The sequence below is a fragment of the Microbispora bryophytorum genome (genome assembly GCF_043197435.1).
GTDB classification, from domain to species: Bacteria; Actinomycetota; Actinomycetes; order Streptosporangiales; family Streptosporangiaceae; genus Microbispora; species Microbispora bryophytorum.
In genome coordinates, this window is record NZ_JBICTF010000005.1 from 596437 (window position 1) to 615437 (window position 19001).

13 protein-coding genes are annotated in these 19001 nt (G+C 71.9%); 4 read left to right on the top strand and 9 right to left on the bottom strand.

The window, feature by feature from the left end; all coding sequences use genetic code 11:
* Positions 1–8 precede the first annotated feature (8 nt).
* On the top strand, positions 9–635 hold the full coding sequence (locus ACGFIB_RS20210; RefSeq protein ID WP_357243549.1) for an HAD-IA family hydrolase: 627 nt from the start codon (positions 9–11) through the stop codon (positions 633–635).
* Positions 636–649: 14 nt separating this feature from the next.
* On the opposite strand, the gene ACGFIB_RS20215 is transcribed toward ACGFIB_RS20210, so the two are convergent.
* Positions 650–1225 carry an NADPH-dependent FMN reductase gene (locus ACGFIB_RS20215; protein ID WP_357243552.1) on the bottom strand — a complete coding sequence of 192 codons (576 nt, stop codon included), beginning with the start codon at positions 1223–1225 and terminating at the stop codon, positions 650–652.
* A gap of 265 nt (positions 1226–1490) precedes the next feature.
* Between ACGFIB_RS20215 and ACGFIB_RS20220 the strand changes: the two genes are divergently transcribed.
* Entirely contained in the window at positions 1491–1934 is a 444-nt protein-coding gene (locus ACGFIB_RS20220) for a hypothetical protein (protein WP_393373868.1), read from the top strand.
* Between the two features lie 83 nt (positions 1935–2017).
* Here ACGFIB_RS20220 and ACGFIB_RS20225 read toward each other — a convergent pair whose 3' ends face one another.
* Positions 2018–3157 (bottom strand): acyl-CoA dehydrogenase family protein, encoded by a 1140-nt coding sequence (locus ACGFIB_RS20225; protein ID WP_357243558.1) that lies wholly within the window; start codon positions 3155–3157, stop codon positions 2018–2020.
* A complete protein-coding gene (locus ACGFIB_RS20230) occupies positions 3154–6630 on the bottom strand; it encodes an indolepyruvate ferredoxin oxidoreductase family protein (RefSeq protein ID WP_393373871.1) in 3477 nt (1158 codons plus the stop codon). The genes ACGFIB_RS20225 and ACGFIB_RS20230 overlap by 4 nt, the downstream gene beginning before the upstream one ends.
* A 177-nt stretch (positions 6631–6807) precedes the next feature.
* Between ACGFIB_RS20230 and ACGFIB_RS20235 the strand changes: the two genes are divergently transcribed.
* Entirely contained in the window at positions 6808–7287 is a 480-nt protein-coding gene (locus ACGFIB_RS20235; protein ID WP_142570688.1) for an Lrp/AsnC family transcriptional regulator, read from the top strand.
* On the opposite strand, the gene ACGFIB_RS20240 is transcribed toward ACGFIB_RS20235, so the two are convergent.
* The 6 genes from ACGFIB_RS20240 to ACGFIB_RS20265 all read right to left on the bottom strand — a co-directional run bounded on the left by ACGFIB_RS20240 (position 7262) and on the right by ACGFIB_RS20265 (position 14821).
* Positions 7262–8866, bottom strand: a complete 1605-nt coding sequence (locus ACGFIB_RS20240; RefSeq protein WP_393373874.1) for a serine/threonine-protein kinase — start codon at positions 8864–8866, stop codon at positions 7262–7264. The genes ACGFIB_RS20235 and ACGFIB_RS20240 overlap by 26 nt on opposite strands.
* Before the next feature lie 98 nt (positions 8867–8964).
* The gene (locus ACGFIB_RS20245; protein WP_393373877.1) at positions 8965–9993 is read right to left on the bottom strand and encodes a LacI family DNA-binding transcriptional regulator; all 1029 of its coding nucleotides are present in this window, start codon (positions 9991–9993) and stop codon (positions 8965–8967) included.
* 33 nt (positions 9994–10026) lie between these two features.
* The gene (locus ACGFIB_RS20250; RefSeq protein ID WP_393373880.1) at positions 10027–11757 is read right to left on the bottom strand and encodes an amylo-alpha-1,6-glucosidase; all 1731 of its coding nucleotides are present in this window, start codon (positions 11755–11757) and stop codon (positions 10027–10029) included.
* A 27-nt stretch (positions 11758–11784) separates the two neighbouring features.
* Entirely contained in the window at positions 11785–12591 is an 807-nt protein-coding gene (locus ACGFIB_RS20255; protein ID WP_142570682.1) for a carbohydrate ABC transporter permease, read from the bottom strand.
* Positions 12588–13493: a carbohydrate ABC transporter permease gene (locus ACGFIB_RS20260; RefSeq protein ID WP_393373883.1), complete on the bottom strand. Its 906-nt coding sequence runs from the start codon at positions 13491–13493 to the stop codon at positions 12588–12590. The genes ACGFIB_RS20255 and ACGFIB_RS20260 overlap by 4 nt, the downstream gene beginning before the upstream one ends.
* 77 nt (positions 13494–13570) lie before the next feature.
* Complete coding sequence (locus tag ACGFIB_RS20265) at positions 13571–14821, bottom strand: sugar ABC transporter substrate-binding protein (protein WP_393373886.1); 1251 nt, start codon at positions 14819–14821, stop codon at positions 13571–13573.
* A 551-nt stretch (positions 14822–15372) separates the two neighbouring features.
* On the opposite strand from ACGFIB_RS20265, the gene ACGFIB_RS20270 reads away from it, so the two are divergent.
* The gene (locus ACGFIB_RS20270; protein WP_393373888.1) at positions 15373–18990 is read left to right on the top strand and encodes a LamG-like jellyroll fold domain-containing protein; all 3618 of its coding nucleotides are present in this window, start codon (positions 15373–15375) and stop codon (positions 18988–18990) included.
* Positions 18991–19001 lie beyond the last annotated feature (11 nt).

Here is a 19001-nt window from a genome sequence, read left to right on the forward strand (position 1 = left end):
CTCGGACCATGGCGGCCAGAGCGTTCGACGCGGTGCTGTGCGATTTCGACGGCGTCCTGAAATTCGCCGATCTTGAGCAGCAGGCCGAGATCGAGCGGGCGTACGGGGTGGAGCCGGGCACGGTGGCGCGGGTGACCGGCGAGTCGGCCCTGGTGGTCCCCGCCCTGACCGGGCTGGTGACCCGTGAGGAGTGGCTGGCCTCGGCCGTTCCCGTCCTCGCCGGGCTGGTGGGCTCGGCCGCGCGGGCGAGCGCGCTGACCGCCGAATGGCTGGCCGCCCGCACCTGGGCGGACGAGGAGGTGCTCGCGCTGCTCACGCGGGCGCGCGCCCGCGTCCCCGTCGTGCTCGTCAGCAACGCCACCTCGGAACTGGCCGCCCACCTGCGCGAGCTGGAGCTGCACGACGCCTTCGACCACGTCGTGAGCAGTTACGACGTGGGGGTGGCCAAGCCCGACCCACGGATCTTCGAGATCGCCGCCGGGCACGCGGGCGTGCCGCCGGAGCGGTGCCTGTTCGTCGACGACCGGGCCGAGAACGTCGACGCGGCGAGGGTGCTCGGCATGACCGGGGTCGTCTACCGCGCCCCGGCGGACCTGGAGACGGCGCTGCTGGCGCTGTTCGAAGAGGCTCCGTGACGGCCCCTGTGTGATCAGCCGGCGGGACGCAGGTGCCGCAGCGCGGGGGCGAGCCGGGCCAGTTCGGCCACCATCGCGTCCGCCGCCGAGTTCATGACCTCGTTGGGCTGCAGGCGGCCCTCCTCGTCGAGGAGCTGGGCGACGAAGGGGATCGAGACCGCCTCGAACAGCGGCACCATCTTCAGCGTGGTGACGACCTGCTTGAGCATCTGCACGGCCCGCGTGCCCGCGGACACGCCGCCGTAGCTGACGAACCCGGCCGGCTTGTACTGCCACTCGTGGTGCAGGTAGTCGAGGGCGTTCTTCAGGACGGCGTTGAAGCCGTAGTTGTACTCCGGCGTGACGAACACGAACGCGTCGCCGCGCTCGATGGTCGCGCTCCACTCCTTGGTGTGCTGGTGGACGTACTGCCGGAGGCGGGGGTGGTTGGGCTCGTTCATGAACGGCAGGTTCACCTCCGCCAGGTCGACGAGCTCGACCTCGAAGAGGTCCTGGGCGGCCGCGCGCTCATGGAACCACTCCGCGACCGGTAGCCCCACCCGCCCCGGACGCGTGCTGGCGATGACGATCTGCAGAACAGGCTTCGCCACAATCTCCCCCAAAACACTCATAAGCGGATATAACCCGCCCAACAGTACGGTCTGCCCGATGAGAACACCGATCGGGGTGCGCGGCTTCCCGCACTCCGGCTCGATGTCGTGAACGGAAGCGAACCTCTCGGCCCGGCGGGGTCCGCGGCGTCTCGCCACCCTCCACACCGAGGCCACCCACCGTCCGTTCGGCCTGCAGAGCATCCGATCTCAATCACATCAACACTGCCACGCCTGGATCGATCCAGAATGTATGCATGACCTCATGATCCAATTACGACGACGCCCTCGCGCCGCCGCCGCGCTCGCACTGGTCGGCCTCCTCACCGCCTGCGGCGGGGCCACGACGAACAAGGACGCCACTGCCATCATCGGCGCCCTCGGCACCAACGGAGTGCCCGCCAAGCTCGGCACCGTCTACGACGAGAACACCGACCCGAACAAGCTGCTTGGCCGCCCCAACGGCTACCTCAGCAAGGCCGAGTTCACCGATAGCAGGGTCAAGGCCGATAAGGCGGGCAGTGTCGAGGTGTTCGAGGACGCCGACGGCGCCGAGGCCCGCGCCGAGTACATACAGGCGCTCGGGAAGACTCCGATGCTGGCTGAGTACACATATGTGAAGGGGAACGTCGTGGTGCGCGTGGACAAGGACATGGCCCCCTCCGATGCCAAGGCGTACGAGGACGCGCTCAACGAGATCGTCAAATAGCTCCGAAACACGCCAAACGGCCCCGCCTCCAGAAGAGGACGGGGCCGGAGCTGGTGGGCGGGCCGGCCGGACCGTTGCCAGGGCTACTTGCCCAGGTGGCGGCTGATGACCAGGCGCTGGATCTGGTTGGTGCCCTCGAATATCTGCATGATCTTGGCCTCGCGCATGTAGCGCTCGACGCGGAACTCGCGCGTGTAGCCGTAGCCGCCGAGGACCTGGACGGCGTCGGTGGTGACCCGCATCGCGGTGTCGGTCGCGACGAGCTTGGCGACGCTGGCCTGCCTGCTGTACGGCAGGCCGGCGTCGCGGCGGCGGGCCGCGTCGATGTACGTCGCCCGGGCGCAGTCCACCCCGGCGGCCATGTCGGCGAGCAGGAAGCCGAGCCCCTCGTGGTCGATGATCTTCTTGCCGAACGCCTCGCGCTCCTTGGCGTACGCGACGGCCTCGTCGAGCGCGGCCTGGGCGAGGCCGACGGCGCAGGCGGCGATGCCCAGCCTGCCGGAGTCGAGTGCGCCGAAGGCGATGGACAGGCCCTGGCCCTCCTCACCGATGCGGCGGTCGGCGTCGATCAGCACGCCGTCCCAGTGGGCGGTCGTGGTGGGGACGGCGTGCAGGCCCATCTTCTCCTCGGGGCGGCCGAAGGTCAGGCCCTCGGCGGCGCCGGGCGCGAGGAAGCAGGAGATGCCGTGCGAGCCGGAGCCCGTGCGGGCGAACAGCGCGTAGAAGTCCGCCCGGCCGCCATGGGTGATCCACGCCTTGGTGCCGGTGATCCGGTAGCCGCCCTCGGTCTTCTCGGCCTTGCAGGTCAGAGCCGCGGCGTCCGACCCGGCCTGAGGCTCCGACAGGCTGTAGCCGCCGATCAGCCGCCCGGCGAGCATGTCCGGCAGCCAGCGCTCCCGTTGCTCCGGTGTGCCGTACACCGCCAGGGGCAGGCAGGACAGCGTGTGCACGCTGACCGCGACCGCGACGGCGGCCCACCGCGCGGCCAGCTCCTCGATCACCTGGAGATACACCTCGTACGGCTGGCCGCCGCCGCCGTGCTCCTCCGGGTAGGGAAGGCCGAGGAGCCCGGCGGCCCCGAGCGTGGCGAACAGCCCCTCCGGGTAGGTCTCCGCGCGCTCGTGCTCGTCGACGCGGCGGGCGAGTTCCTTGTCGGCGATCTCACGGGTCAGCTCGATGAGGTCCCGGGCGTCCGGGCCGGGCAGCAGACGGTCGACGGTCACGATGACTCCTGGAGGACGGGCGCGTTCAGCTCGGCGAGAAGGGCGGCGGCGCGGTCGCGGAACTCCGCGACACGGGCGAGCTTGATGTCCTCGTACCCCCGGATCAGGTCCGGCAGGGCGGCGATCTCCGCGACGGCCGCAGCGGTCGCCGGGGTGAGCCGGTCGAACGCGCGCCTCACCAGCTCGCGGTACTCCACCACCAGCGTACGCTCCACCCGGCGGACGGCGGCGTACCCGAACACGTCCAACGCGGTGCCGCGTAGCACGCGGGCGGCCCGCAGCCCGCGGAACACGACGCCGGCGGACCGGCGCAGCCTGATCTTGCGCGTGAGGCCCATCGCCCGCAGCAGCGGCGGGTGCAGCAGCACCGACACGGCGGCGCCGGGGCCGAACTCCCGCTCGCGCCGGGCCCGCTCCACCGGGTCGAGGTGCAGCCGGGCGACCTCGTACTCGTCCTTGTACGCCATGAGCCTGTGCAGGCCCCGGGCGTAGGCGAGCCCGATGCGCGCCCCGGCCTCCTCCCCCGCCCGTTCGGCGGCCAGCGCGGCCACCCGGCGCACCTCCCGGGCGTACGAGCGGGCGTAGGCCGCGTTCTGGTAGCCGGTCAGATCGGCGACGCGGACGGCCAGCGCCTCCTCGATCGCCCCGGTTCCCGCCGCCTCGCGCAGGGCGGCGTCGTCCACCGGAACGACCGGCGGCTCCGGAGGGACGGCGGCCCGGAAGACGGCCTCGCGGTCGATCACGGCGGCCCGCCCCCAGCGGAAGGCGGCCAGATTCCGCTCCACGGCCGCACTGCTGGAACCACCGTTGAGGCGGATGGCCCGTTCGATCGCGTCCACCGAGATCGGGATGCAGCCGTGCTGGTAGGCCGCGCCGACGAGCACGAGGTTGGCGGGCATGTGATCGCCGAACAGCGCCTCGGACAGCGCTCCGGCGTCCAGGTGGAGGTCCGTTCCGGGCACGGTGGCCGAGGCGATGCGGGCGATCGCGTCCCCGGCCCCGGAGAGCGCGGCGCGGCCGGTGACCATGGCGGCCGTCGGCACGATCGCGGTGTTCACGACGGCGACCGTGCGGCCGGGCGAGGCGACGGCGAGGGTGTCGTCGGCGGCGGCGCCGAGCGCGTCGAAGCCGATGAGGACGTCGGCGGTGCCGCGGGCGGCGCGCACCGAGCCGGTGATCGGGTGGGGAGAGATCCGCACGTCGCTGACGACGGGGCCGCCCTTCTGCGCCAGCCCGGTCTGGTCGAGCCCGGCGGCGTGCAGGCCGTCGAGGTGGGCGGCCATCTGCAGGATCTGCGAGACGGTCACCACCCCCGTGCCGCCGATGCCGGGCATCCGCAGCAGCGCCGCGCGCTCCGGGAACCGCGCCACCGGCTCGGTCAGCGCCACCGGCGGCGCGGGCACCGTACGCGGGGTCCGAGGGCGAGGCTCGACGAGCAGGAACGACGGGCAATCGCCCTTGAGGCAGCTCAGGTCGGAGTTGCACGACGCCTGGTGGATGCGGGTCTTGCGGCCGAACTCGGTCTCCACCGGCTGCACGGACAGGCAGGTGGAGGCGTCCCCGCAGTCGCCGCAGCCCTCGCACACGCGCTCGTTGACCACGACCCTGGCCGTCGGCGTGGGCAGTTTCCCGCGTTTGCGCAGCCGCCGCTCCTCGGCCGCGCAGCGGTCGTCGTGGATGAGCACGGTCACCCCGTCGACCGCGGCGAGCTCCCGCTCCACTGCCGGGAGGTCGTCGCGGTGCCGTACGGACGCGATCGGCGCCAGCCGGACGCCCCGGTAGGTCTGCGGCTCCGGCGTGGTGACCACCACCCGGCGCACCCCCTCGGCCGCCAGCCACCGCGTCAGCGCCGGGACGTCGAGGCGGCCCTCCGCGCGCTGCCCGCCGGTCATCGCGACCGCGTCGTTGTAGAGCAGCTTGTACGTCATCGAGACGCCGGCCGCGACGGCGGCGCGTACGGCCAGGGAGCCGGAGTGGTGGAAGGTGCCGTCGCCGAGGTTCTGGGTGAAGTGTCGGTCGGAGGTGAAGGGGGCCAGGCCGAACCACTGGGCGCCCTCGCCCCCCATCTGCGTCATGCCGACCTGCCTGCCGCGTCCGTTCCCGTCCAGGGCGATCATGGCGTGGCAGCCGATGCCCGCGCCCACCAGCGTGTCGCCGGAGGCGCGCGTGGCGGCGTTGTGCGGGCAGCCCGAGCAGAAGTACGGCGTGCGGGCGGCGACCAGCGGGAGCATGACGCGGCGCCGGGCAGGGGCGGGCGCCAGGATCGCCGCTTGGCGGGGCAGGCGGTCCGGGCCGAGACAGGTGGCGAGCGCCCCGGCCACGTCCTGCGCGCCGACCGTGCCGCGCGCCGTCAGCAGTTCCCTGCCGATGACGTCGGGGCGCTGCCCGGTGTCGTACAGCGCCTGCTTGAGGTGCCCCTCCAGGAACGGCACCTTGTCCTCGACCACGAGCACCCGGTCGAGCCCTGCGGTCATGGCGGCGAGGTCGTCGTACGCGAGCGGGAACGGCATGGCGAGCCGGATGAGCCGCAGGCCGAGGTGGTCCATCGCGGCCTCGTCCAGGCCGAGGTCGGCGAGGGCGCGCAGGACCACGGCGTAGGAGGTGCCGGACGCGAGCACGCCCGTCGTGGCTCGCGGCGCGTCGTGGGTCACCCGGTTGAGGCCGTGCGCGCGGGCGTACTCGCGGGCCAGGCCGAGCCGGCGGGTGAGCATGTCGTGCTCGGCCTCGAGCGAGGCCGGGCCGACCAGGGTGGGCGGCGCCCCCCGGTCGGCGCGGTCCGGCACCGGGACGCCCGACCGGATGTCGTCGCGCAGCGGTCCGAGGTCGACGGTGGCGGAGGCGTCGGCGACGTCGGCGACGATCTTCAGGCCTGCCCACAGGCCGGTGGCCCGCGACAGCGCCACCGCGTGCAGCCCGAGCTCGACGACCTCCGCCACGGAGCCGGGGGCGAGCAGCGGCATCGACAGGCTCTGGCACATCGGCTCGCAGGAGCTGGGCACGGTCGAGGACTTGCTGCCGGGGTCGTCGCCGATCCAGGCCACCGCCCCGCCGAGCGGCGCGGTGCCGGCGAGGTTGCCGTGCCGGATCGCGTCGGCGGCCCGGTCGAGGCCCGGGTTCTTCCCGTACCAGAACCCGGTCACCCCCTCGTGCCGACGGCCCGGCACCTGGGCGAGCAGCTGGGTGCCCGCGACCGCCGTGGCCGCGAGCTCCTCGTTGAGGCCGGGCCGGGCCACCACGCCCGCCTCCGTGAGGAACCGCGCGGCCCGCGCCATCTCCAGGTCGACGCCGCCCAGCGGTGAGCCGGGGTATCCGGAGACGAAGACCCGCGTGTCCAGGCCGCGCTCGGCGTCGAGGCGGCGCTGCTCCAGGGTCAGCCGGACGAGGGCCTGGACGCCCGAGATCAGCACGGTGCCGTGCTCGGCCGCGTACTTGTCGTCGAGCGAGACGGGAGACGTGGACGCGAGGGCAGACACGGTGCGAACCTCCTGAGTTCCGAGGGTGACCCACAGCACACCAACGCCCTGGGCGTACGCGCAAGCATCACGCGGGAAACGGCCGACAAGACGCAAAAAGATGGAGAAGTCCGCGTTGGGCGCTACTGTTCTTTGCGCCGCGCCGGTTGGACGGGCAGGCTGAAGAGGGAGCACGCCATGGCGGAGATCGACGACATCGACCACCGGCTGCTGCGCCTGCTACGCGAGGACGGGCGCAGGACCTTCTCCGAGATGGCGGCCGAGATCGGCCTGTCGGTGGCCGCCGTCAAGCGGCGGGTCGACCGCCTGCGGGAGATCGGCGTCATCACCGGCTTCACCGTGCGGATCGACTACGCCAAGCTCGGCTGGGGCATCGAGGCGTTCACCGAACTGCGCTATCCGGGCACGACCCCGGTCGGCAAGATCGTCCGTACCGTGACGGACGTGCCGGAGGTGCAGGAGGTGTTCACCATCGCCGGGGACCCGGACGCGCTCATCCACGTCCGCGTCCGCGACCTCGGGCACCTGCAGCAGGTCATCGACCGGCTGCGCCGCGCCGGCGACGTGACCGGCACCAAGACCCTGCTCGTGCTCGGCTCGTGGACCCGCGACGTCGGCGCGGTCGAGGACCTCAGTCGCCGCCCCTCCGCGCGCTGAGGCCGGCGGCGTTCAGGAAGTCGACGAGCGGGCCGTCGGCGAGCCGGCCGTCCTGGTGCGCCTGCTGGAGTTTGCCGAGCAGGTCGCGGACGCGCTCCGCGGCTTTGTCGCCCCCGTCCCCGCCCCGGCCCCTGCCCCTTCCCCTGTCCCGGCCCCTGGGCATGTCCCTGGACATGTCCCTGGCCGTCCTCCTGATCTCCTCGTGGGCGTCGCGGGCCAGCTTCGGCTCGATGCCGCCCCGGCGCTCCTGCTCCTGCACGGCGTGGTCGAAGGCGGCCAGCCACTCCTGGTAGCTGCGGTAGACGCGGCGCGCGGACGGCGTGGGAGACGGCTTCGGGGACGGCGTGGGGGACGGCTTCGGGGACGGCCTGAGAGACGGTGTCCTGCTCGGCCGGGGCGTCGGAGCGGCCGAGCCCTTCCCCTCCGGGGTGGGTGAGTCGCCGGCGGCCGCCGGCGACTGGGCCGCGACCGCGGATTCCGCCTGCTCGCCGCCGCCGGACAGCGCCGCCACCCCGATCGTGACCGCGGCGAGCCCCGCCACCGCGGCGCCGAGCCGGATGAGCGTGCGCCGCTCGGGCGACGCCCCCGCCCCACGACCGGACGCCCCCGCCCCACGACCGGCCGCGACGCCGGGCGGCGGGGCGTCGAGCAGCGCGGCGTCGGGCAGCGCGGCGTCCAGCAGCGTGGCGTCCAGCAGCGCCGTGTCGCCCGCACGCGCGCCGTACGGCGCCTGCGGCATCCCGGCCTCGCGCGGCGGGTTCCCCGGGGCGAGGGCGACGGCCGCCAGGATCCGGCGGGCGACCTCCGCCTCGGCGGGCCGGCCGGCGGAGTCCTTGGCGAGCAGCGCCATGATGAGGCGCTCCAGCTCGGCGGGGATGTCGGGACGGTGCCGGCTGGGCGGCACCGGAGCCTGGTGGATGTGCTGATAGACCAGCTCCGGGGCCGACCCGGTGAACGGCGGATGCCCGCACAGCAGCTCGTAGCAGACGCACCCCAGCGCGTACAGATCGCAGGCGGACCCGCCGCCCCTGCCGTCGATCTGCTCCGGAGCCAGGTAGGCGGCGGTGCCGACGACGGTGCCCACCATGGTGAGCCGCGCCGCCTCGGTCGCCACCTGGGCGACGCCGAAGTCGACCACCTTGAGCACGCCGCTCGCGGTGAGGTGCAGGTTGGCGGGTTTGACGTCCCGGTGCACGACCCCGGCGCGGTGCGCGGCGTCCAGGCCCGCGGCGGCCTGGCTCATGAGATGGCACGCCTCCGCCACGCCGTACCGGCCCCGGTCGAGCAGCTCCTCGGCCAGGCTGCGGCCGGTGAGCAGCTCCATCACCAGATAGGGCCGCGCGTCCTGCTCGCCCACGTCGAGCACGGTGACCACGTTCGGGTGCACCACGCGGGCGGCGGCGCGGGCCTCACGGGCGAAGCGCTCCCGCGAGGCGACCCCGGCGACCTGCGGCGCGAGGATCTTCACCGCCACGGGGCGGTGGGCCCGCAGGTCCCGGCCCCGCCAGACCTCGCCCATCCCGCCCCGGCCGATCAGCTCCTCCAGCTCGTAACGACCGCCGAGCGTGGACGGCACCACTCCCGAACCTCCCCATGGCCACTCGCGCCCCGATGATCGTGAGCCAACCTATCCTCTCGGGCAGACGACACGAGAACGGCCGGATCGGCGGAACCCGTTCACGGCGGCGGCGCCGTGCTCGAACGCAGGGAGATCGGCGGGGCGAGCAGAACGTTGCGGGGCGGCGTGCCGGGCTCGGCCAGCCGCTCGGCCAGCAGTTCGACGGCCCTTTCCGCCATGTCGGTGATCGGGACGTCGGCCGCGGTGAGCGGCGGGTGGAACTCCTCGGCCCAGTGCCGCCCCACGACCCCGGTGACGGACATCTGGCGGGGTATCGCGCGGCCGAGGCGTCCCAGCGCCCGCTCGATGCCGGGCAGGGCCGCCTCGTTCACCGTGACGAGGCCGGTGACCCCCGGCCGGGCCGCCAGCAGGGCCTCGACGAAGCTCTCGCCCGCCGTCGCCTCGTCGGGGCAGCACGAGGCGGTCGCGGACAGGGACCGTGCCGCCGCGGCGGCGTTGAACCCGTCCAGGGCGCGACGGGCCGGGCCGTAGCCGGAGTCCAGGAGCTCTCGCGGCCGGTTGATCAAGGCGATCTCGCGGTGCCCGAGGTCGGCCAGATGACGCACACAGCTCGCGACGAGCCCTTGGTAGTCCAGATCCACCCAGTGTCCGGTCGCGGCGTCCGCGGTGTGGCCGATCGCCACGAAGGGCACATCGGACTCCCGCAGGCGGGCGGCTCTCGCGTCCCGCAGCCGGACCTCCATCAGGATCACGCCGTCGACGCGGCGGCCACGGACCATCCGCTCGAACGAGCGGTCGTGTTCGCCGCCGCTGGGCGACAGGAGCACGTCCAGTTCGCGCCGCCCGGCGGCGGCCACGACATCGGCGACGAAGCCGAGCTGGATCGGGGTCAGCCGCCTCCCGGCGGGCGGGATGACCAGGCCGATCGCACGGGTGCGGCCCTCCGCCAGGGCTCGGGCGGAGGCGTTGGGCCGGTAGCCGGCGTCGTCGATGACCTGGAGGATGCGCAGGCGGGTCGCGGCGGAGACCGCGCGCTTGCCGCTGAGCGCGTACGAGACCGTGCTCCGCGACACGCCCGCCCGCCTGGCGATCTCCCCGATGTTCACCCGTCCCCCGCGGCAGCTCATCGACGCGAGGCTTCGAATCGATTCGACCGCAGGCTACGCAGGCGTGCGCGGTCGTGTCAAAGCCGCCGTCTCCGCCGCCTGCGCCGGCTGCGTCCGCTGTTCGTGCCGCCGTTCGTCGGCGGCGGCGAGGATGAGGTAGGCACTGGCCGTCCAGGTGTAGGCGCGGTCGCGCAGCCCCTCGCCGGTGCGCGCGTCGAAGTTCTCCGCGAATCCGGACCGCTCACAGAGCCCGCGGAAGCGGGCGCTGATCTCGTCGGCCAGCTCGACGTGGCCGGCGCGGCGCAGGCCGTCCTCGATGAGCACGGTCGAAGGAGCCCAGATCGGCCCCCGCCAGTAGCCGTCGTCCTGGTAGTGCTCGGACTCGGGGTGCTCGGTGGCGGGCCCGAACGCGGTCAGATGCGCGGCGATGCGTGCGGCGAGCGCCGTGTGCACCGGCTCGGGAAGCTCGTCGCCGAGCACGATGGGCATGAGGTCGAGCAGGCTGGAGCTCGACCAGGTGCGCCCGGAGTTCGCGCCGCGGGCGACGAAGCGGTCCCCCGTCCACAGCTCGGCGAGCAGCGCGTCGCGCAGCCGGTCGGCGGCGCCCGACCACTGGGCCGCCGCGGCCGGGTCCGGGGCCCGGCGGGCCAGCTCGCGCAGCTGCAGGACGAGGAAGGCGGCCAGGTCGGCGGTCTCGACCACGCGCTCGGGGTCGAAGGTGGTGGCGTTGTCCCAGCCGCTGTCGTTGCCGTGCTGGTAGTGCGGCAGTTCACCGCCCGGGACGCGCCGCGCCGTGAGCCAGAAGGTCGTCCAGCGTTCCAGCAGCCGGTAGACCTCCTCCGGCTCGGCCGCCGGCGGGAGGCCGCGCAGGGCCCAGCCGTGGATGGGCGGCTTCACGAAGTTGTAGAGGATCTCCGAGTGGGTGACGGAGTCGGGCAGCGCGCCCGCGTCGTCCTGGTGGTCGAAGGGCAGCCGGAACTGGTCCCACGCCAGGTCCGGCAGGCCGTCGGCGAGGGCGATGGCGTTGAAACAGTGGTCCCAGCTCCACACCTTGTCCATCCAGTGCTTGGACATCAGCACGGCGGGCCGGGTGACGAATCCGGCCGGACGCACGGTCGCCGACCACAGGACGTAGGCGGCCAGCTCGGCCGCGGGCGTCCGGTCGCTGCGCCAGGGCGCGACCGCGGCGGTGAACGCGTCGAACTCGGCCCGCGCCGCCGCGGCCACCTGCTCGAAGGCGTCCGTGCGCGCATAGGGGGCGCGCGCGGTCTCGTACTCCTCGACGGCGATCTCCCACTCGCCGCTCAGGACGACGCCGCGTTCGGCGGTGCCGAGCGCCTGGGCGCCCCGCGCCTCGGCCTGACCGGCCAGCACCGTGATCCGGTAGCGGCGGCCGGTCTGGTAGACGGTGAAGACGAACGATCCGTCCACCGGGTCCTGGTAGAAGTACGGACCGCTGAACGGCGTCAGGGCGGGGTCGGCGGCCAGGAGGCTCAGCCCGAGGCCCCGGCCGCGCAGCCGCACCGTGTCGGCGTTCTCGTAGGCGAGGTCGATCCGGCCGTCGGCGCGGCTCCAGGTGAGCTGGTGGGGCGTGGCGGTGACGTCGCTCTCGGCGGACGGCGCCAGCCGCAGGATCGGATGCATGCCGGTCTGGTGGGAGACCAGGTGCACGTCCGGGGCGTAGGTCTTCTGCGCGATCACCGGCGAGAAGCCGAACCAGGAGCCGCGGTAGCTGAACGGGATTTCCCGCAGGGAGAACACCGGGCCTGAAGCGGCGACGGTCATGAAGAGGGGGTCCCTTCTCGGAGAGGCTCAGTCCTTGACGGCGCCGGCGGTGACGCCCGCGGCGACGTAACGCTGGGCGACGATGAGCAGAACGGTGGCCGGGATGGAGGCGACCACGGCGGTGGCCATGATGGCGTTCCATTCCTGGTTGTTGTTGCCGATGTAGTGGTAGATGCCGAGCGTGATCGGCTGGTGGGCGCCGCCCTGGTCGAGGGTGGAGGCGAAGACGAAGTCCGACCAGGCCCACAGGAACGCGAACAGCGACACCGTGATGATCGAGTTGCGGGAGACCGGCAGCACGATCGAGACGAACGTGCGCATCACCCCGGCGCCGTCCACGCGGGCCGCCTGCAGCAGCTCCTCGGGGATGCCGGACATGAACGCGGTGAGGATCAGCACGGCGAACGGCACCGCGAGGGTGGAGTCGGCCACGATCAGCCCGGGAACGGTGTTGAGCACGCCGGTGGTGAGGAAGATGGCGTAGAAGCCCATCGCCATGATGATCCCCGGGATCATCTGCGCGATCAGCAGCACGAAGCTCAGCACGCCGCCCCCGCGCGGGCGCAGCTTGGCCAGCGAGTACGCCGCCGGCGCCGCGACCAGGAGGGTCAGCACGACGGTGCCCAGCCCCACGACGAGGCTGGTGGCGAGGTAGGGCCCCTGCTGCTCCAGCACCGCGCGATACCCCTCCAGCGTCCCGTGGACGGGGAACCAGTACGGCGGCGACTTGCGCATGTCCTGGTCGCGGGTGAACGAGACGTTGATCATCCAGTAGACCGGGAACAGCATCACCGCGGTCAGCGCCAGCCCGATGACGGTCGTGAGCCGCCTCATGCCGCGGCCTGCCGTCGCTGCACGCGGATGTAGACGAGGCCGAAGGCCAGCGCCATGAGGATCAGCAGATTGCCGACCGCCGCGCCGGGGCCGAAGGAGGGCAGCATGTTGCCGAATCCCAGCCGGTAGGACCAGGTGGCCAGCGTCGTGGAAGCGTCGCTCGGCCCGCCCTTGGTCATGATCCAGATGATGTCGAACACCTTGAGCGTGTAGACCAGCCCCAGCAGGACGGTGATCGCCGAGACCGGACGCAGCAGCGGGAAGGTCACCCGCCAGAACCGCTGCCAGGCGCCGGCACCGTCGAGCGCCGCCGCCTCGTACACCGCCGATGGGATCGCCTGCAGGCCGCTGTAGAGCACGACCAGGTTGAACGGGATGCCGATCCAGATGTTGGCGATGATCACCGACCACAGCGACCAGTCGGGGGAGGTCAGCCAGTTGACCGGCCCGACGCCGACCCAGCTCAGGGCGGTGTTGACCACCCCGGACTCGCTGTTGAGCATCCACGACCAGGTCGAGGCGGACACGATCAGCGGCAGCAGCCACGGCACCAGGAACAGCGCGCGCAGTGTGGCCGACAGCCGGAAGTTCCGGCTGAAGAACACGGCCAGAGCGAGCCCGATGACGAACTGGAAGGCCAGCGACACCAGCGTGAACACGATGGTGTGCCACAGCGCCGGCGCGAAGGTGGCGTCGGCGAACACCTTGGCGTAGTTGGCGACTCCGGCGAACGGCGCGTCGCCCTGCACGAACGAGCGCACCGTGTAGTTGCGCAGGCTCAGCTCGACGTTGCGATACAGCGGGTAGGCGTAGAAGACCAGCAGGTAGACGACGACGGGGGCGAGGAACGCCCACGCCGCCCACTGCTGCGCCGCCCGCTTCCCCGGCCGGGTGCGTGCCACCCGGCGCTCCCGCCCCTGAGCGGGGGCGGGGGCGGGGGCGGAACGCACCGGCGTTCGCGGCACTCGGCTCGTGCTCATTACTGGGTCGCGCTCGCCGCCGTCGACTGGGCCGCCGCCATCGCCTCCTGAGGAGCCGTGGAACCGCTCAGCGCCGCCTGCACGGCGCCCCACATCGGCTCGGAGATCTTCGGATACTTCGTGCCCAGGTTGTCGCTGGTGCGGCCCTTGGCGGCCTTGACCGCCTCCACCCACACCTTGAGCTCGGCGTTCTGCTCGACCTGCTTGGCCTGCACCGCTTCCGCCGGCGCGATGTACGACAGCGTGGTCGTGGTCGCCAGGGAGTTGTCGGTGCTGGTCAGGCAGCTCACGAGCTTCTGGGAGGCGACGTAGCGCGCGGCGTCCGACTGCACCGGGATGCTCACGAACTCACCGCCGGTCGGGGCGGGGGCGGTGCCGCCGTCCTTGGCGGGGATCGGGATGATGCCGTAGTCGAAGCCGGCCTTCTTCGCGTTGGCCAGCTGCCAGGTGCCGTTCTCGGCGAAGGCGAAGTCCCCGGTCGCGAACTCCTGCCAGCTCGTGGTCTGGGTGTTGTTGATGACCGAGTTGGGGGCGTAGCCCTTCTTCAGCCAGTCGGCCCACAGGGCCACCGCCGAGACGCCCTCGGGTGAGTCGAGCTTCGTGAGGTTCGCGCCCGAGCCCCAGAACCAGGGCAGGAACTGGAAGCTGCCCTCCTCGGTGCCGATGGCCGAGAACGTGATGCCCTTCTTGCCCGCCGCCTTGACCTTCTCCAGCGCCGCGGTCAGCGACGCCCAGTCCTTCACCGCGTCCGCGTCCACCCCGGCCTTCTTCAGCACCTCCTTGTTGTAGTAGAGGGCGAGCGTGTTGGCCCCGATCGGGACGCCGTACGTCTTGCCGCCGAGCTGGCCCGCCGCGAGCAGGTTCGGCGCGATCGACGCGACGTCGAGCTTGTTCTCCTCGGTCGTCGTCAGCACGCCGGCCTCGGCCAGCGTCGAGACGACCGGGTTGTCCACGATCAGCACGTCCGGCGAGTTGCCCTGCTGGGCGGCCAGCAGCGCCTTGTTGGTCAGGTCGGTGGTGTCGTAGCCCGTCCGCTTGACGGTCACCCCGGCCTCCGTCCCGCACTGCGTGAGCAGCTTCACCCAGTCGGAGGAGTCATCGAACTGCGGGTACGGATCCCAGATCGTGTAGGTCCCGCCCCCGGCGGCCTGGCTCGCGCCCGCCGAGGCGACACCGGCGCCGTCGGAGCCGCCGGACGGTGACGAGCAGGCGGCCAGTCCGGTGGCCGCCGCGAGGATCGCCGCACCCATCCCTGCCGCACGCCGGCCGCTTGACCCTGGTCTCATTGACGTGACCTCCACTGACAGCGTTACGCGCCTGTTTCCGATCGAAGTCGAACCGATTCGGCGAATCGGTTCGCTGACGATAGGCCCGGCCCGTCGCACGCGTCAATGGGGTTCGCGGCACGAATTGCGGAGACCTGGCCGGCGACCTGGCCGGACACATGGACGGACGCATAGCCGGGGACTTGGCCGCAGACGCCCTCCGCGGCGTGCGCCGCACGGCTTCCCGGGTTCGCGCCAGCCGTCGTCCGGCGCGGGCCGTGCCAGGTGCCGGCAGGCGCCGGCGTATGGAGGCGTGTGTCGGCGAGATGACGATGGCGTGCCGGAAGGGTTTCCGGCCCTTGACCGTTTCCCGGCACCCCGCTTATCGTCCAGTCGAATCGATTCGCCGAACCGATTCGACGTCTCCCGTGATTCCCCCCATCACTCACCCCCCGCGAATGGGACAGCGCATGGCCGTACCCCCGTCCGGGCGAGCACGCAGGCTCGCGCCTCATGTCGTTCTCGCCTCCGCCCTCGTGACGACCGCGATCCCCCTTGCCGCCTTGCCGGCGCACGCCCTCCCGGCGCACGCCCCGACACTCAGCGCCGACTCACCGGCACTCGTCCTCCACTACGACTTCGACGGCGACCTGTCGAGCGGCGTCGTCGAGGACGACTCCCCCTCCGGCCTCGACGGAGCCCTGTCCAACCCCGGCTCGGCCAAGACCGCCGTGGGTCCCGACGGCACGCAGGCCCTTTCGCTGCCCGGCGGGCCGACCGGCTCGGCGACCGCCCCCTACGTGACGATCCCGAACGGCCTGTTCCGCGACCTCCACGCCATGACCATCTCCACCTGGCTCAAGTGGGCGGGCGGCGCCGACTTCCAGTGGGTCTACAACCTCGGCAAGGACAATGCGACCGCCACCTTCGTCACCCCGTCGTACGCCGGCGACGCCACCACCAGGTCGTCCATCAAGCCGGTCAACGGCAACGCCGAGGTGGGGGTGCCGGGCGCGCAGAAGCTGCCCACCGGTCAGTGGGTCAACCTCGTCACCACGATCGACGGCAGAACCCTCACCTACTACGTGAACGGCGTGGCCATCGGCAGCACCACCGCCCAGATCGACCTGGCCGCGGTGATGCACTCCGACCGCAACAGCACCTCCGGCTTCCTGGGCAAGCCGTTCTGGGGCGGGCACCCGTTCCTGGCGGGCGACCTGGACGACTTCCGCGTCTACGACGCCGCCATGAACGCCGAGCAGGTCGCGGCGCTCGCCGGAGACCGCAAGGCCTCGGTCACCAAGGTCGAGCAGGCCTCCTTCGCGATCACCACCTACCCGGGCATCGCGCCGGCACTGCCCGCGACCGTCAACGCGCAGTTCTCCGACGGCATCCGCCGGGGCGTGCCGGTCGTCTGGGAGGCGGTCGACCCGGCCGCGTACGCCAGGCCGGGGCAGTTCACGGTCGAGGGCTCCGCCTACGGGAGCACGGTCCAGGCCACGGTCAAGGTCGTCGCCAACGACCTGACCGTCGACCTCGGCACCGAGACCGGCGCCTTCCACGGCGGCGCGTCCGGCACTCTGTACGGCGTGTACGGCGAGGGCGTGCCGACCTCCAACCTCCTTGAGGGCATGCGGCTGCGCACGGTCGCGACGAAGGCCCAGGACGGCCCGCAGCACCCCGGTGCCGACGCGCTGGAGGTGGTCAAGCCGCTCGCCGACAGCACCGGCGGCGACGTGTACATCTACATGACCGACATCTACCGGGGCTTCCCCTACGAGTGGCCCGGCACCACGCCCGAGGCCAGGCTGAACGACTTCAAGGCAAAGATCGCCAAGCAGGTCGACCAGGTCCGCACGCTCGACCCGAAATATCAGGACCACATCGTCTTCGTGCCGTTCAACGAGCCCGAGGGCAACATGTTCGGCACCGGCACGTGGAGCTACAACAAGATCAGCTGGCTGAGCGACCCCCAGTACTACTTCAAGGCCTGGGACGAGGTCAACGCCCTGATCAAGGGCAAGCTGCCGAAGGCCAGGATCGCCGGCCCCAACACGAGTGTCCTGTACGACCAGGTGCAGGGCTTCCTGCGGCACGCCGTGCAGGCCGGGACGGTCCCCGAGGTCATGACCTGGCACGAGCTGGGCGACCCGGCCCGCATCCGCACCAACGTGGCGAAGTATCGCCAGTGGGAGCAGGCCATCTTCGCGGGCACCCCGTATGAGGGCAGGCAACTCCCGATCAACCTCGACGAGTACGCCTTCAACTACCACACGTCGGTGCCCGGCCAGATGGTCCAGTGGGCCTCGGCCATCGAGGAGTCGAAGGTCGACGCCGACATCGCGTACTGGAACATCGACGGCAACCTGTCCGACTCGGCCGTCCAGGCCAATCGCGGCAACGGCCAGTGGTGGCTGCTCCACGCCTACGGCCAGATGACCGGCAACACGGTCAAGGTCACCCCGCCGCGGCCGAATGTCAGCTACACCCTGCAGGGCGTCGCGACGCTCGACAAGGACAAGTCGCAGGCCCGCGCGCTGTTCGGCGGAGCGTCCGGTCTCGTCGGCGTTCACTTCGACAACGTCGACACCGCGCTGTTCGGCCGCAAGGGGTTCGCCGGCACGGGGTCTGGGGGCACGGTACACGCCCTGGTCCAGGAGATCCCGTGGACCGGCCAGGTCGGCGACTCCGCGCAGCCCCGGGTCGTCGCCGAGCTGAACCAGAAGGTGACGGACGGCTCGGTGACCGTCGAGTTCGGGTCCGCGCTGCCCGCCCTGAAGGAGTCGTCGGCCTACCAGATCATCCTCACCCCCGGCGACCACGCCGCCTCCGGCACTCCGGCGACCACGCTCTGGCAGGCCACGTACGAGGCGGAGGACGCCGGCCACACCGGCACGGGGTACAGCCGCAACGGTCCCGAGGGGACTCCGTCCGACGTCGGCAAGTTCTACACCTCCGGCGGCTACGACGTCGGCGGGCTGCGCACCGGCTCCGACGTCACGCTGAACTTCCCGGTGTCGGTCCCGCAGGACGGCACGTACGACCTGTCGGTCTTCGCGAACTCGCTGAACACCTACGGCGCGGTCCAGGAGCAGGGCCCGACCAACGTCTTCCTCCGCGTCGACGGCGAGGACGAGCAGGAGCTCCACCTTCCGCTGGGGTACAAGTGGGTGGTCTGGGACCACACCGACACGAAGGTCGCCCTGTCCAAGGGGGACCACACGATCACCCTGGCCGCCAGGAGCCTCGACGGCACCGGCGCCACCAAGGGGGACGCGATCGTCGACAAGATCGACCTGACCCTCGCCAACCCGGCCGCGAGCGAGTCCGTCTACGAGGCCGAGTACGCCACGCTCGTCGGAGCACGCCCCGGCTACGGCGAGAAGAAGGTGTCCGGCTCCGGTGTGGCCGACCTGCGCAAGGGGCAGTCGGCGACGTTCTGGGTGTACTCCCCCGGCGACGGCGAGTCCACGCTGGGTGTCGACCTGCGCGGCGGCGGCAAGGGCACGCTGACCGTCAACGGGCAGGACATCGCCGAGCCGTCCGGGTCCTCCCAGGTCAAGGCATTCCTGTCCGGCGGCGTCAACAAGGTCACCTACACCGCGCGGACGGGCAGGGTGCGGCTGGACCGGCTGCGGGTGGAGAAGACCGAGGGCGCGCTCACGCCGACCTGGTATGAGGCCGAGTCGGCCCACGTCGCCGGCGCCGCCAAGGTGGCCGCCTATCCGCTGGCGAGCGGCGGGAAGGCCGTCACCGGCATCGGCGGCGCCCCCGGTGACGCCGGCACCCTCACCTTCGACGTCACCGCGCCCGCGAACGGGACGTACGCGCTGACGGTGCGCTACTCCAACCCCGAGCAGTCTCCCGCGTCCCACTACAACCCCGACCCGCTGGCCCGCCACGCCGAGATCTCCGTCAACGGCGCCGCACCGCGGCGGGCCTGGTTCCCCCACTCCTTCCACGCCGACAACTTCTGGGAGCTGACCATCCCCGTTCAGCTCACGAAGGGAGCCAACACCGTCGCCTTCGACTCACGGGAACTGCCGAACTTCGACGGCACCACCTACATCTCCGCGACCTTCCCCGACATCCTGCTCCGATCGCAGTACGCCCCGATCATCGACAAGATCGCGATCACGCCGCTCGCCAAGTAACCCGATCTCCG